Below are 13,133 nucleotides of genomic sequence, written 5' to 3'. Positions count from 1 at the left end.
GCAGTCCTTAGAACATTGATGATTGGCGCGGACCTATAACGCTATAGCCCCGCAGGTTGGCTGGCCGAGATTCCACGCCGGCGTCCAATGCAAGGGCCACGCCCTTCACGTACACGTCCAATAGGGCGTCTACTTCATCTTTGCTGAAAACGCGCCGCTCTCTACCCTTGATGCTTCGAAACTCTCTTTGTCCCGACACACCGGGGCCGGCGTAAAGGTACTCAAAGTCGGCTTCATCATAACCTTCACGAGCAAACGTCGCGAGTGCGATTGAGCAAGCGACATCAATTTCCGCTTCCACGGGGCGATAGGACATCCGAAAGCCCGGCATGACAACGTAAGCTTCATCATGAAGCACACGTACCATCGGCGCCTTGATGCCAATGTAGACCTGCTCGCCCTTGATGCGCCCCACCTCGACTGCACGGAAGCCAATCCTGTAGCAGGCAGAGATATTGGCGAGCGCGTAGGACGAGATTTGCGTGATTGCTTCGACGTTCTGCCGCCTCCCCTTGGGATTACCATTGGTCAAACAGTGCAACCTGGCTTGCTCCGCAGTTATGTTTCCGCGAAAGAGCTCGAAGGTCATGTCGATAGCGGGGTTGTAGTTGAAACCTCCTCGCCGCTTCTTCATGTATTCCGTGATGAGCCATTGGGCCACCATCTCGGGAGTCACCCTTGTGGGATCAATGCCAAGCGATCTCGCCACATCGAGAACATTTACTAGATAAACGCCCGCCATAGCTTTCTCGCTTTCGTCTTTCAGTGAGACATGTCGTGACTCTTGAAATGCTTTCGCACCTCACCCGTCCCGACAAAGTGGGATAGCAACCGATAATTCCGAAACTGATGTCTGACCCTCCCAGCGACGATCGCTGGATGAATTTGAAGCGCACTCGCGAGATTGATCACCCCAATTGGAGTCGGATGAAACCGCACATCACTGTTTTCCCAAATGGACCGAGGAATGCATGCCTCTTCGGCCCACTGATCAGCTTCATCCTCTCTCGAATCGCGACTCGCTCCCTCGCTGTCACGCAACGTGAGGTCATCGACGAATCCAACGTCTGGGGCATTTTCAAAGTGCCTACCGACGTGGGCCAGTTCGTGAAGTAAACAAAACCAGAAATTATCAATCCGGTCATAACGCAGGGTTAGCCCAATAACGGGCGTACCATCCGCCAACTTCAGGGCCGCTCCATCCAAGTGTGTCTTCGGAAGATGCTCTAAGATGATGAGATGAATGCCGTTCTTCTCGAGAAATTCCTTGGCCAAGAGAGGGCCGTTCTCAGACCAACTCAATTTCGCGACCTGGCTAAGGAAATCTGGAGTAACTGTCTCCGGCTTATATTCCTTGGGCAATTTTCTCTCTGAGGCTAGAGCCAGTAGCTGCAAACACCATGCGTTCAGAGCGAACGAATCGGCCTTCGCATTTGCACGCGCATGGTCATTCTTTCTGTACATGGCTTCGACAACTAGACTTGTTCTTCCGGCCCGATGCATGAGCCCCCGCATTATCTCCTCAGCATGCTGAGCCACCCTCGGGCGCTTCGGGAGCCATTTAAGCTTCATCATTTTGGCGACAGGAAACTTGGCCCAATCGATCTCAGACTCTTCAGTGCCGACAGAGCTTCCTTTGAGCAGTACATCGCTTGGAATACCTAGATGCTCGTGAAGGGCACGCGCCATCGTCATGGTGATTTGGCGCTTCCCGGAAAGCACTTCAGAGACTTTCGCTCGACTACCGATGAACGGCACCAAGTCGCGCGCCGAAAGGCCCGCCTGCTCCATGCGAAATTCAATGGCAGCAACGGGACTCGGAAAGCCCATAGGAACATTCTTGGATTCATACAGCTCGACAAGGTCAGCGAGCACATCCAGTTCAGTGCCCTCGGGTGTACCCGCGCGCGCATCCATCAACTCGGAAATGCGATCTAAAGCCGCCTCATAGTCAGCTTTGGTTCTAATCGGCTTCACATTCATCTCACACCTCCTCCGCATCAATCTCGTCGTACTCCGCATGCGTCCCCACAAGGCGGATGTAGATGACCCGATAGGGATAATTGATGCTCACGACTAACCGAAATTCGTTCCCTTTGATGTTGAAGACGACCCTGCTGTTTTTCAGAATACTGCTATTCCGGTACTGAGCCTTCACTGCCGCGGGCTGATCCCAATCAGCTGCTTCGGCTTCACGATACCAAGCAAGCAAAGGCTCCTCAGCCTCGGGATACCGGCACCAGAAGTCGCGCAACGTTCCTTTCGCGATGACACGCATGACAATATAAGTCGTTCCCAAAACGCCCGCAAGCTATTTGATCCCAAAATGTACGAAAGTAGTCCCACCCTGTCAATTCGTCAATTTCATGTTTTAAATCAGATGGTTGAGCGGCTTATGCGCCTCGACAACCCAGAATCGGCGCGAACCGCGCTCGGCACTCAACCAATGCAGGGCGGCCCTGCTCGGCCAAAGACGAGCTTTTCAGGCGAAGCTGTCGCAACCGAGTTGGTGGAATCGATGCTGGCGATGCTCTGGGGTGCGCAGCTGGTCGAAGCCGCCTTTCTTTGGCACTACGAGGGTTACGCGGGTGATGCCCTTTTCCTTGACTAGCTTCACGATGCCGGCGAAGGCCGTGCGGACCTGAGTAGCGTTTCGTTCAACTACGTATCGCTCGATGGATGCCAATTGGTCACTCGCTTACTGCGCTCAAGGCCTAGCGGAAAGTTGTGTCTCCCAACCTTAGATTGGCCTCGTTGGTCCGCCTAGTCAGTTAGCTTATCAGACGAAGCAGAACTCCACGGGGACACTGAAGGCCGTCTCGTCCTTGGTTCCCCGCTTGCAAAGGGCCGAAAACCTACCCAAAAAGGGCCCTTCAACTCACTGATTTCAAGGGCCTATTCGTTAATGGAATCTCAGCCAAAAAGTGCTATATTATTGATATGGATAAGGTAACTGCCTCCTCGACCGCCGAGCACATCCGGACACTGGCCCGGACCTTTCACGTATCTTATTCTGAAGGTCCGAACGACCGCTTGGCCCATCATATCTCGCGCCTGGCCGGGGATACGGTCGAGCTGGACGAGATTGAGCGGCTACTCATTGGTCTAGTACGCGCGGAACGGATTACACGCCCGGAAATGATCATCCTTCAGGCCCGCTATCTTCGCGAAGCCAACCCGTGACATTTGATCCGTTCGGCGACTTCGAAACGCGCGGATACCTACGCAATCTTGCCGAAGAGAAAGACCCCGCGATTGTGCGGAGGCTGGAGCATGCCTCCTTCACGACTGGGATAGACGATGCATTCGCGGCCCTTCAGAAAAAGAAGGTCCTCACCTACGCGGACGTTCTAGGCACCCACAAAACACTGTTCGAAGCTATGTATCCGTGGGCCGGACAAGATCGTAACCAAACAGCACCTGATGTTGCCGTCAAACGCGGCGACGTCCTCTTCGCGCATCCGAAGTCTATTCAGAATGCCGTCGAGCATGCCCTGAAGCTCGGCAATGATCCAAAGACCATGCGGGCCAAGCCGGGGGAAGTCATGGGCTATCTTGCGCACGGCCATCCCTTCTTAGACGGCAATGGCCGGACGATTATGGTCGTCCATTCCATACTGGCGCAACGCGCCGGCTTCAGCATCGATTGGGCTGCCACGGACAAGACGGAATACCTGCAAGCGCTCACCAAAGAACTCGACAATCCCGGCAAAGGTACCCTCGACAAATACCTTGAGCCATATATCCGCCCAGCCGTTACCGATCTCAAAGAGCACATCAACGCTGCCAAAGGGCTTGATGGCGGCAGGGGTGAGACGGACACCGTTCGCGGAAGCAACGACGATCCGGCGATACAAGCCGAGTACAAGCAGCAACAGCTCAAACGGGACGAGCAGACAGGCGGCTCGAAGGATGCCGCTCGCTGAGCAACGGCAAAACGCACCCGCTGAACGGCGGGACCCGAAAGCGAGTGCGGCCGCGAGACCATTAAGGAGGCACTCGCGCGACGGGCAGCAATAGCGGTGAGTTACCCCGGTGCGCAGCTCGACATGTTCTATTGCGGTCCGCATCTCGCCCTGGTCTCAGGCGGCGTGATTCCGCAGACGCAGGTCGCCGAGAACATCCAAGGCGTCAGCTTCCAGCGTTGGTCGCGGCATCGCCAATGGGACAGCGCGCGCGACACGCTCGCGACGCATCTGGCCCTGGTAGATGAATCGCTGCGGCGTGAGGTAGAGCGGTGATCGCCCGCCGCTCGACGTTGGTGCTATCGCAGTCGTTGGTGGAACGGCTGCGTGCACACTTGTTTCCGGGCGACGGCCTGGAAGCCGCTGGACTGCTGCTGTTCGGATATACATCCGGCCGGCGCCAAAAGCTCCTCGCGCGGGAATGGCTGCCGGTTCCGCACGAAGCGTGCCAACGCCATTCCGACTACATCACGTGGCCGGGCGAGTATGTGGAAAAGGCCATCGCCAGGGCGGAAGAGAACGGCCTCGCTATCATCGCCGTGCATTCGCATCCGGGCGGGCTCTTTGCGTTTTCAGACGCCGACGAGAAGAGCGATCGCTTCTTGATGCCAGCGCTCTACCACGGCACGGACCAAGTTTGTGGCTCGGCGATCATGATCCCTGACGGCGCGGTGCGGGCGCGGCTCTACAGCAGCGGCGCGCACATGCAGCCGATCGATCTCGTTTCCTGCGCTGGCGACGACATCTCCTACTGGTGGGATGGCGATGTGCCAAGGCCAAGGCCCATGGCGTTTACGAGTAGGATGACCGCATGGCTGAAGCAGCTCAGCGTCTGCGTGATCGGTGTCTCGGGCACTGGTTCGATTGTCGCCGAGCAGCTTGCGCGCCTCGGCTTCGGCGAAGTTATCCTCATCGATTTCGATAAGGTTGAATGGCGCAATCTGAACCGTATCCTGAATTCGAGCGAAGCCGATGCCGTCAGCGAGACGCTGAAGGTGGATATGTTCGCAGCAGCAATCCGGTCTTATCGCAGCGACTGCGAGGTCATCGGCATCCCCAAGAACATTTCGACACGCGATGCCGTGCTCGCGGCGTGCGAAGCCGACCTGCTGTTGAGTTGTGTCGATACGGCCGAAGGCCGGCATATCGCGGATCGCCTGGCGGCGCACTTTCTGATGCCCTTGCTTGATGTCGGCGTGTCCATTCCGACGCGAATGGCAGGACGCGAGCGCGTGATAGTCGAGGTCTGTGGGCGGATCGACTACGTGCCGCCGGGCGGATCAAGTCTGCTCGACAGGGGCGTGTACGATGCGTCCAACCTCGAAGCTGAATACCTGGCGCAGGCCGCGCCAGATGCGCATCGCCGCAAGCTCGAAGACGGTTATCTGCGCGGCGCAACGGAAGAAGCGCCCTCGGTGATCGCGCTCAACATGCGCGCGGCATCCGGCTGCGTGATGGAATTCATCGCGCGGGCGTTTCCGTTCCGCCATGAACCTAACAACGGGTTTGCGAGAGCAATCTTCACGCTGACGGACGGCTGCGAGGATCGCTTCGCCGAAAGCAGCTTTCCGCGCAGCGAAACTTTTCCGCTCGGGTGCGGAGCACAGGAGCCCCTCCTCGGGCTTCCAGCATTAGCAATGAGACAGAGATGAGGTGGCGGTCATGGTTGAAGAGGCTTTGGGCATCGTGGGCGCCCCGACGGCGCGTGACAATCATTGAGGGCGACACGCTGCCGGATACGCTACCGTTCCGAAATCTCGTGCTGGCACGCGAGGACGGCGAGGATTGGTGTATCGGCATGCGCTGCCCATGCGGTTGCGGCGAACGTCTCGAACTCATGCTGCTGAAGGAAATCCGACCGCGTTGGGATGCGCGCGTAGATCAGCGCGGCCATGTGACACTTCATCCGTCAGTGTGGTTGAAGCAGGGGTGCCGCTCGCACTTCTGGCTGCGGGATGGCCGAGTCATCTGGTGTGAATGAACAGTACCTCACGCGCATCGACCCGCAATGGCCGCCCCCCGAGACTTTCCCCGATCGTAATTTCGTTGAAAATGTAATGGCTTGGCCGCTTTCACCTCGAAAAGTCACCGTAAATTAGTTCCGGTAAGCGACGACTGCTGAATTTCGATTGCACCGCGAAATCCCGAGCCAAGCTTGCGGCCTGGTTCCGCGCCTGCTCGTCGTATCTGGGCGGGCATTCTCCGTCGGCCGCGCAAACGTCGTTCATCGGTCCGGACGTTCCGACCATCGAGGTTGTACCGGCGGCCACGCGACCCGCTCGAACTCAGCAAGGATCCGTGCACCGTAGTCCGGCTCGACGCTCATCGCCCAACCGATCAGTCCCCGGACGTGGTGGTACAATCCGGATATGGATTTTCGACGTTTCTGCGCGTGCGCGGATGGACCATGCCCCTCTGACTTGAGGAAGTGAAGGTGCAACCGAAGCATATCCTTGAACTCTCGCGGAAGCCTAGGAGACGGACCGTCGACGAGCATGCCGAGCACGATCCGACGCGTGCCGGGCCCTCTGATCACTGTTTTCCGTAGATTCGGATTGAATCCCTCGCGCGAAAGCTCCGCCAGCACCAGGCGCTTGAATCGCTCGACATGGGACCTATCGCGACCTTTACCGCAAGAGAAGGCAAGGTCATCGGCATATCGGGTGTAGCGCATCCCATGCTGCTTCGAGAGTTCGATCAGCCGCTCGTCCAGATCCTTCATCACGAGGTTCGACAGCATGGGGCTGGTCGGCGCGCCTTGAGGAAGGACACCTTCGTACTCCGATTGGTAATACGGAATTGCCGACCACCGCTCCGCATCTCTTTGCAGAGCGCCCCGGATGAGCTGCATCGTCGTCAACCTCGCCAGTTCGAAGGCGACAAGTCGGGGATAGCCGAGCCTGTAGAACACGGCGGAGACACGGCCCTCCGTTATGGAGTGGAAGAAATCCACGATGTCTACCTTGAGCAACCATTCGCATCCGCAATGCTCCTCCGCCGCGAGGACCGGACTACTGCTCGGGTGGTAGGCGAAGCTCGCACGCGACGGTTCGGCGAAGCGAAGCACGTTTTGCGCGATCCATTGTTGTACTTCGAGCAGACGCCTTGGCGGAATGCTGATGACCCGGCGTCGGCTCCGGCCGGGAATGCGCTTTTTGAAGTGTACATGGCGGTACCCGCCCAGAATCCGGCCGACCACCCGCCGCAGGTATCCATATTGCGCGCCCGTCAGCTCGCTTAGATGCCGAAGCGTCAGGATCGGAGTCAGGCGCGGATCTGAGCGCTGAATGCGTTCGATCGTCGCGACCGCCCGCTCAAGGGTCGTGGGATCAATTCCCAGACGGCGTCCTCTCGACCGATAGCGCTGAGAGCTCAGTAGGGACACCTACTTCGACCCACCATGGTGGGTGATACTACGAGGCTCGACCAAGACGCCGCCAGGCGTGTCTCGTAGTAACGCGCAGCGCGAAGATAACGCTCCGCTTTGCGGACATGGGAAATCCCCTGCCCCAGGCCCCCGAGGAGCCCGTCGCCGCTCTCGCGGCGCATTCCTAGACGCCCTCACCGGGCCCTCAGCTATGTTGGATAGTAGAACGGCGAATTCACTTTGGGAAGCTCCGGTGCGCGGCGCCGGCGTCGATGCAGATGCGCAAGCTCCTGCCGTCCGAGCGGGGTAAGTCCGTTGTTACGCGATGTCCATCTCGCGATTCGCGTATACCCTAAAATCTCGTCGACCTGCGAGAGGGGCAAGCCCGATTGGACGGAGATGTCGGGCGGAGATCTGGCTCCCGCCTTAATCGTGGCCAGCACCATCAAAGTTGTAATCCATCGCTTGCCCGTTGGATCGGCCAGATATTCATTCGCGTTCTTGATTTGCAGAAGTCTCGTCGCGCGATCGGCGATGGTCTCCATAGCGGTCGTCGGAAAGCGCATCGCGGCTCCAACCGTGCTGCGTTTTCGGAACAGCGGCGTCCATCCCCTGGTCCTGCTATGGAGGATCGGAGGCGCATTGTTGGGCATGCCATGGGCGAACGCCACCAGAGCTCCGCCCCACATGAATCCCAAGGGATGCCGGTGACCTGCAGGGTAACGGCGGCAAAGCTGGATGACGCTCTGCAATCGCGCGCCCGAAAAGATGTTCCAGAGATTCGGAGAACCGGCGATGGTCGACACCTGCGGCTTCAGGCGGCTCGATCGCACCTGGCGGAGTCCGTCCTCCGTGGCACAGTACGCCACGACGTTGAACGTCACGAGATGGTAGGACTGCCAGCTGCGAAGGGTAGCGACCGCTCGGAACGCCTCGAGCATTTCCCATACCCGCTTTCCCGATCCTATGAAGTCCGTGACGATGACGATATTGCGGACCCTATCGCGCCGCATGCGATCCGGCCCCGGATGCGAGACGACCTCGCCGTCGTAGTGGCGCGCCAAATCCGTGATGAAGTTTCCGACGAGACCTTCACTTCCAACCCTGGTCTGCGGGATCCACAACTATCGGAGCAACGCCCGGTCCGATTGCCCTTCCCCTCTCGGTGTTCGGGAAGAGCGGCAGTACTTTTCCGTTGGCTTTGGCGACCGCTCTTTCGGAAAACAATGCGATCGGCCTATCGGTGTCTTCGCGATCGCGCAGAATGGTCTCGACCAACGATCTAAGCCCACGGACGAATGCATTCCGGCTCACGAGCAATACTTCATCGATGAGAGCAGCTGCGGCGAGGCGTTCCGACTCCTCGCTAAAGTTTGCCAGCCACTCCTCGCCGAATGGCGTCTCCGATAACCTGCTCACCGGTCATACTCCCCGACGCCGAGGCGGCTCATAAGCCGGCTCGACGAGACCAACAATGGTCCAATCTTGCGGGTCGGACAATGGCGGCCGGCTTTCGTCGGCCTGGCCCAGTCGGCCAACCGCTCGACCGAACGGCAACTGGGTTCTTGTCCCTTCTGATCGCCCCAAAACGGACTTCGAGTGCCGAGTCCGGGGGTATGTTCAGGGATAGGATTTGAACCTATGACCTTCAGGTTATGAGCTTGAGGATTTGCCGACGCTGTTTGTCACGATATCTGGCGTTTTGCATCACGGTCCGATTTCTAAGCCACGACCATCCACATCCCGCAGACAAAAGTGGGTTGCCCCCAAGTCGCACGTCCATTAGCTCGACATGTTGGAGTCAAGGAGCGCGAGAAGTGAGCGCACCACTACTAGTCGCCGACGTCCGATCGTTGTCGTGACGACTCGCCCAGCTCCTATCAACTCGTAAAGCTTCGTGCGGCCCAAGCCGGTCACTTCGCATGCATCGTCAATCGTGCAGGTAAGCCGCTGGGCGAATGGCATCGTGCTCGGTTCTGCGGCCTTCGTAGCGGCTAGACTGGCTTGTGATTGTTGTCCGCTGGTTTTCTCACGTCGATTGTATCTCACTTAGCCCTCCCATTCGCACAAAGCTTGATACAAGAGTTGGGTGTGTGACGAGCAGCGTCAATGCGCACGTCCGAGGGCGCTGGCGTACGACAGCGCACGTCAGCGACGGTTTGAATATTTCTGGATACGGCAGGTGCGACGGGAATTTTTTCGCGAATGCTTCAGCCCCAGGGAGTGCATCGCGATGAGGCTAGGCTGCTAATGTCGGCAGCAAAATTCCCCAAGGTTTCGCCGCTGTTCACCGGCGTCTTATTCAACCATTATTCAACGAATTCGGCTGAAGGCTACCTAAGTGCCTGAGATTGCTGGCGCTCCCTAGGGGAATCGAACCCCTGTTTCAGCCTTGAGAGGGCCGCGTCCTAACCGCTAGACGAAGGGAGCGTTGAGAGGCAAGGCAATAGCCTTGAAATCGGCCTGCCGCAAGATGGCTTGTGCATTGCGGCGGGGATTTTGTCACGCAGCCTTTTACGGGCCCCAGGGGGCGGAATCTTGCGCCGGAGCTCCGGATTTGCGGTTTCAGCGCGGCGCGATGCCCGCAGATGCGGCATTGGCATCGGGGTATGACGGGTGTCCGACGAGACGCGGCCCCGCCTCGCCTGCAGCAGCATGTCCCACCTTAAGATGTCACGCCGCTGTCGTGCACGGCCCCGCTTTTGCCAAACCGCAAATGCAAAACACCTGCCTGTGAAGTCACTCGGCGCCAGCCTCTGATAGCATTGCAGCCATTCACCATGCTGCGCCCGGCGGGGCGCCCGAGAAGCGAGAGGAGTGCTTGGAACACAGCGCACGCCCCAGGCGCACGCACGGCAATTTGGCTTAACCAACAGCTTATCCAACATCTTGGCAAAACAAACATCAAGGCGGCCGCCGGCAAGGGAAGACGTTCCATCGCCTGCACCGCTCCCGGTCAAAGGCTTAAGCAGAGCGAGGACAGACCATGATCAAACTAAAAATCAACGGCCAGGAACAGAATTGGGACGGCGACCCGGATCTTTCGCTGCTCTGGTATCTCCGCGACGAGGCCGGCCTGACCGGCACCAAATACGGCTGCGGCCAGGCGCTGTGCGGCGCCTGCACCGTGATCGTCGACAAGGAGGCGGTGCGCGCCTGCATCACCTCGGTGTCCGACGTGGTCGGCCGCGAGGTCGTAACCATCGAGGGGCTGCATCCGACCGGCGATCATCCGGTGCAGAAGGCCTGGCGCCAGGTCAATGTTCCGCAATGCGGCTATTGCCAGGCCGGCCAGATCATGCAGGCCGCGGCGCTGCTTAACGAAAACCCCAAGCCCAGCCACGACCAGATCCGCGAAGCCATGTCCGGCAACATCTGCCGCTGCGGCTGCTACCAGCGGATCGAGAATGCCGTGCATCTCGCATCGACGGGGGTGTGACATGAACATCATCACCAATCCCGGAAAGCTTCGCGGCTTCGAGAAGCATGTGAGGGTCGAGAACGTGTCGCGCCGCAGCATGCTGAAGGGCCTCGGCATCGCCGGCTCCTTCGTGCTCGCTGCCCCCGTGATGTCGCGCACCGCGTTTGCCTATGAGACCGGCGCCGGCAAGATGCCGCATGGCGTCGTGGTCGACCCGCGCGTGTTCGTCGCGATCGCGCCCGACGGCATCGTCACCATTCTGGCGCACCGCGCCGAGATGGGAACCGGCGTCCGCACCAGCCTGCCCTTGATCGTCGCCGAGGAGATGGAGGCCGACTGGAAACGCGTCCATGTTCAGCAAGCGCATGGCGACGAGGCCAAGTTCGGCAACCAGGACACCGACGGCTCGCGCAGCACGCGGCACTATCTGATCCCGATGCGCCAGATCGGCGCCTCGGCGCGCGCGATGCTGGAGGCGGCCGCGGCCAAGAAATGGGGCGTGCCGGCCAGCGAGGTGAAGGCGCAGAACCACGAGGTCGTGCACTCCGCGAGCGGACGCCGCGCCGGCTTCGGCGATCTCGCCGCCGATGCCGCCAAGGAGCCGGTGCCCGCGATCGACAGCCTCAAGCTGAAGGACCCGAAGGACTTTCGCTATCTCGGCAAGGGCGAGGTCTCGATCGTCGACCTGCACGACATCACCACCGGCAAGGCGCATTACGGCGCCGATATCCGCCTGCCCGGCATGAAATATGCCGTGATCGCGCGGCCGCCGGTGACCGGCGGCAAGCTGAAGTCGTTCGACGACAGCGCCGCGAAGAAGGTGCCCGGCGTCGAGAAGGTGATGGAGGTCAAGGGCTGGCCGTGGCCGTCGAAATTCCAGCCGCTCGGCGGCGTGGCCGTGATCGCGCACAACACCGGTGCGGCGATCAAGGGCCGCGATGCGCTGAAAATCGTCTGGGACGACGGCGCCAACGCCAAGTACGACTCGGTCGCGTATCGCGCCTCGCTCGAGGAAGCGGCGCGAAAACCCGGCCTCGTGGTCCGCAAGGAGGGCGATGTCGAGGCCGCGCTGAAGGGCGCCGACAAGGTCATCACCGGCGAGTACTATCTGCCGCATCTCGCCCATGTCAGCATGGAGCCGCCGGTCGCAGTGGCCGACGTCAAGGGCGACAAGGCGGAAATCTGGGCGCCGGTGCAGAGCCCCGGCGGCACCCGCGAGGACGTCGCGAAGACGCTCGGCATTCCCGAGGGCAATGTCACCGTCAACGTGACGCTGCTCGGCGGCGGTTTCGGCCGCAAGTCGAAGTGCGACTTCGCGATCGAGGCGGCGCTGCTGTCGAAGGAGCTCGGCGTGCCGGTCAAGGTGCAGTGGACCCGTGATGACGACGTGCATCACGACTTCCTGCACACGGTCTCGGTGGAACGCATCGAGGCCGGCCTCGACAAGAGCGGCAAGGTGATCGCGTGGCGGCACCGCAGCGTGGCGCCGACCATCGCCTCGACCTTTGCGGCCGGCGCCAATCACGAGGCGCCGTTCGAGCTCGGCATGGGCCTGATCGACAACCCGTTCGAGATCGCCAACCTGCAGTGCGAGAATCCGGAAGCGGCGGCGTTCACACGGATCGGCTGGTTCCGCTCGGTGTCGAACATCCCGCGCGCCTTCGCGGTGCAGTCGATGGTCGCGGAGATCGCGCAGGCGACGGGCCGCGACCCCAAGGACATGCTGCTCGAATTGATCGGCAGTCCGCGGATCGTCAACCTGTCCTCGGTGAAGGATCCCTGGAACTACGGCGAGCCCTATGACAGCTACCCGATCGACACCGCCCGGCTGCGCAAGGTGGTCGAGCTGGTCGCCGACAAGGGCGAGTGGGGCCGCAAGGTGCCGAAGGGCCACGGCCTCGGCATCGCCGTGCACCGCTCCTTCGTCAGCTACATCGCGACCATCGTCGAGGTGCAGGTGGACGACAAGGGCAAGCTGACGGTGCCGCGGGTCGACACCGCGATCGATTGCGGCACCTATGTCAACCCGGAGCGCATCCACTCGCAGATCGAGGGCGCCGCGATCATGGGGCTGAGTCTCGCCAAATACGGCGAGATCACCTTCAAGGACGGCAAGGTGCAGCAGAGCAACTTTGACGACTTCCCGGTGATCCGGATGGACGAGTCGCCTGCGATCACCAACGTCTACATCGTGCCGCCCGCCCCCGGCACACCGCCGAGCGGCGTCGGCGAGCCCGGCGTGCCGCCGTTCGCACCGGCGCTGATCAACGCGATCTTCGCCGCCACCGGCAAGCGCATCCGCGCGCTGCCGATCGGCAAGCAGCTGGAGGCGTGACCACGGCGAAGCGCCAGACGCAACAGACCGGACGCCCGCGACTTG

At 60.1% G+C, this 13,133-nt stretch carries 16 protein-coding genes and 1 tRNA gene; 8 read left to right on the top strand and 9 right to left on the bottom strand.

Annotated elements, in window-relative coordinates; genetic code table 11:
• Positions 1-7: 7 nt before the first annotated feature.
• The 3 genes from XH93_RS08105 to XH93_RS08095 are packed head-to-tail and all read right to left on the bottom strand — an operon-like array spanning position 8 to position 2,278.
• Positions 8-742: a hypothetical protein gene (locus XH93_RS08105; RefSeq protein WP_194473092.1), complete on the bottom strand. Its 735-nt coding sequence runs from the start codon at positions 740-742 to the stop codon at positions 8-10.
• Between the two features lie 20 nt (positions 743-762).
• Positions 763-1,983 (bottom strand): transcriptional regulator, encoded by a 1,221-nt coding sequence (locus XH93_RS42900; protein WP_194473091.1) that lies wholly within the window; start codon positions 1,981-1,983, stop codon positions 763-765.
• Between the two features lies 1 nt (position 1,984).
• Positions 1,985-2,278: a type II toxin-antitoxin system HigB family toxin gene (locus XH93_RS08095; RefSeq protein ID WP_194473090.1), complete on the bottom strand. Its 294-nt coding sequence runs from the start codon at positions 2,276-2,278 to the stop codon at positions 1,985-1,987.
• A 48-nt stretch (positions 2,279-2,326) separates the two neighbouring features.
• Between XH93_RS08095 and XH93_RS08090 the strand changes: the two genes are divergently transcribed.
• The 5 genes from XH93_RS08090 (at position 2,327) to XH93_RS08070 (ending at position 5,617) form a co-directional block, all read left to right on the top strand.
• Positions 2,327-2,611, top strand: coding sequence for a hypothetical protein (locus tag XH93_RS08090; RefSeq protein ID WP_194473089.1), 285 nt, complete (start codon positions 2,327-2,329; stop codon positions 2,609-2,611).
• Between the two features lie 422 nt (positions 2,612-3,033).
• Positions 3,034-3,183 (top strand): hypothetical protein, encoded by a 150-nt coding sequence (locus tag XH93_RS08085; protein WP_194473088.1) that lies wholly within the window; start codon positions 3,034-3,036, stop codon positions 3,181-3,183.
• Positions 3,180-3,926 carry a Fic family protein gene (locus XH93_RS08080; protein WP_194473087.1) on the top strand — a complete coding sequence of 249 codons (747 nt, stop codon included), beginning with the start codon at positions 3,180-3,182 and terminating at the stop codon, positions 3,924-3,926. Before XH93_RS08085 ends, XH93_RS08080 begins: the two co-directional genes overlap by 4 nt.
• Positions 3,927-4,022: 96 nt before the next feature.
• Positions 4,023-4,241, top strand: a complete 219-nt coding sequence (locus XH93_RS08075) for an E2/UBC family protein (RefSeq protein ID WP_246799510.1) — start codon at positions 4,023-4,025, stop codon at positions 4,239-4,241.
• Positions 4,238-5,617 (top strand): ThiF family adenylyltransferase, encoded by a 1,380-nt coding sequence (locus tag XH93_RS08070; RefSeq protein ID WP_246799509.1) that lies wholly within the window; start codon positions 4,238-4,240, stop codon positions 5,615-5,617. The genes XH93_RS08075 and XH93_RS08070 overlap by 4 nt, the downstream gene beginning before the upstream one ends.
• Before the next feature lie 89 nt (positions 5,618-5,706).
• Here XH93_RS08070 and XH93_RS42895 read toward each other — a convergent pair whose 3' ends face one another.
• Positions 5,707-5,859: a hypothetical protein gene (locus XH93_RS42895; RefSeq protein WP_194473086.1), complete on the bottom strand. Its 153-nt coding sequence runs from the start codon at positions 5,857-5,859 to the stop codon at positions 5,707-5,709.
• On the opposite strand from XH93_RS42895, the gene XH93_RS42030 reads away from it, so the two are divergent.
• Positions 5,803-5,946, top strand: coding sequence for a DUF6527 family protein (locus tag XH93_RS42030; RefSeq protein ID WP_371815099.1), 144 nt, complete (start codon positions 5,803-5,805; stop codon positions 5,944-5,946). The genes XH93_RS42895 and XH93_RS42030 overlap by 57 nt on opposite strands.
• Positions 5,947-6,189: 243 nt before the next feature.
• Here the strand turns inward: XH93_RS42030 and XH93_RS08060 are convergent, their stop codons facing one another.
• The 5 genes from XH93_RS08060 to XH93_RS08040 all read right to left on the bottom strand — a co-directional run bounded on the left by XH93_RS08060 (position 6,190) and on the right by XH93_RS08040 (position 9,762).
• Positions 6,190-7,350, bottom strand: coding sequence for a reverse transcriptase family protein (locus tag XH93_RS08060; protein WP_194473085.1), 1,161 nt, complete (start codon positions 7,348-7,350; stop codon positions 6,190-6,192).
• Between the two features lie 191 nt (positions 7,351-7,541).
• A complete protein-coding gene (locus tag XH93_RS08055; protein ID WP_210340452.1) occupies positions 7,542-8,456 on the bottom strand; it encodes a hypothetical protein in 915 nt (304 codons plus the stop codon).
• Complete coding sequence (locus tag XH93_RS08050; RefSeq protein ID WP_194473083.1) at positions 8,425-8,751, bottom strand: hypothetical protein; 327 nt, start codon at positions 8,749-8,751, stop codon at positions 8,425-8,427. Before XH93_RS08050 ends, XH93_RS08055 begins: the two co-directional genes overlap by 32 nt.
• Positions 8,752-9,114: 363 nt before the next feature.
• Positions 9,115-9,297 carry a helix-turn-helix domain-containing protein gene (locus XH93_RS42890; protein WP_194475032.1) on the bottom strand — a complete coding sequence of 61 codons (183 nt, stop codon included), beginning with the start codon at positions 9,295-9,297 and terminating at the stop codon, positions 9,115-9,117.
• A gap of 390 nt (positions 9,298-9,687) precedes the next feature.
• Positions 9,688-9,762: transfer RNA gene (locus XH93_RS08040), tRNA-Glu, on the bottom strand.
• 556 nt (positions 9,763-10,318) lie between these two features.
• Between XH93_RS08040 and XH93_RS08035 the strand changes: the two genes are divergently transcribed.
• Positions 10,319-10,771, top strand: a complete 453-nt coding sequence (locus tag XH93_RS08035; RefSeq protein ID WP_139859101.1) for a (2Fe-2S)-binding protein — start codon at positions 10,319-10,321, stop codon at positions 10,769-10,771.
• A gap of 1 nt (position 10,772) precedes the next feature.
• Positions 10,773-13,088: a molybdopterin cofactor-binding domain-containing protein gene (locus tag XH93_RS08030; protein ID WP_194473082.1), complete on the top strand. Its 2,316-nt coding sequence runs from the start codon at positions 10,773-10,775 to the stop codon at positions 13,086-13,088.
• Positions 13,089-13,133 lie beyond the last annotated feature (45 nt).

Source organism: Bradyrhizobium sp. CCBAU 51753 (assembly GCF_015291565.1).
Taxonomy (GTDB): domain Bacteria; phylum Pseudomonadota; class Alphaproteobacteria; order Rhizobiales; family Xanthobacteraceae; genus Bradyrhizobium; species Bradyrhizobium ivorense.
This window is presented reverse-complemented; position numbering and strand designations above follow the sequence as displayed.

Coding starts and splice junctions, on each gene's coding strand:
- XH93_RS08095 (WP_194473090.1), bottom strand. CDS start 2,278: ATGCGTGTCATCGCGAAAGGAACGTTGCGCGACTTCTGGTGCCGGTAT.
- XH93_RS42890 (WP_194475032.1), bottom strand. CDS start 9,297: ATGCCATTCGCCCAGCGGCTTACCTGCACGATTGACGATGCATGCGAA.
- XH93_RS08030 (WP_194473082.1), top strand. CDS start 10,773: ATGAACATCATCACCAATCCCGGAAAGCTTCGCGGCTTCGAGAAGCAT.
- XH93_RS42030 (WP_371815099.1), top strand. CDS start 5,803: ATGCTGCTGAAGGAAATCCGACCGCGTTGGGATGCGCGCGTAGATCAG.
- XH93_RS42895 (WP_194473086.1), bottom strand. CDS start 5,859: ATGGCCGCGCTGATCTACGCGCGCATCCCAACGCGGTCGGATTTCCTT.
- XH93_RS42900 (WP_194473091.1), bottom strand. CDS start 1,983: ATGAATGTGAAGCCGATTAGAACCAAAGCTGACTATGAGGCGGCTTTA.
- XH93_RS08035 (WP_139859101.1), top strand. CDS start 10,319: ATGATCAAACTAAAAATCAACGGCCAGGAACAGAATTGGGACGGCGAC.
- XH93_RS08090 (WP_194473089.1), top strand. CDS start 2,327: ATGTACGAAAGTAGTCCCACCCTGTCAATTCGTCAATTTCATGTTTTA.
- XH93_RS08105 (WP_194473092.1), bottom strand. CDS start 742: ATGGCGGGCGTTTATCTAGTAAATGTTCTCGATGTGGCGAGATCGCTT.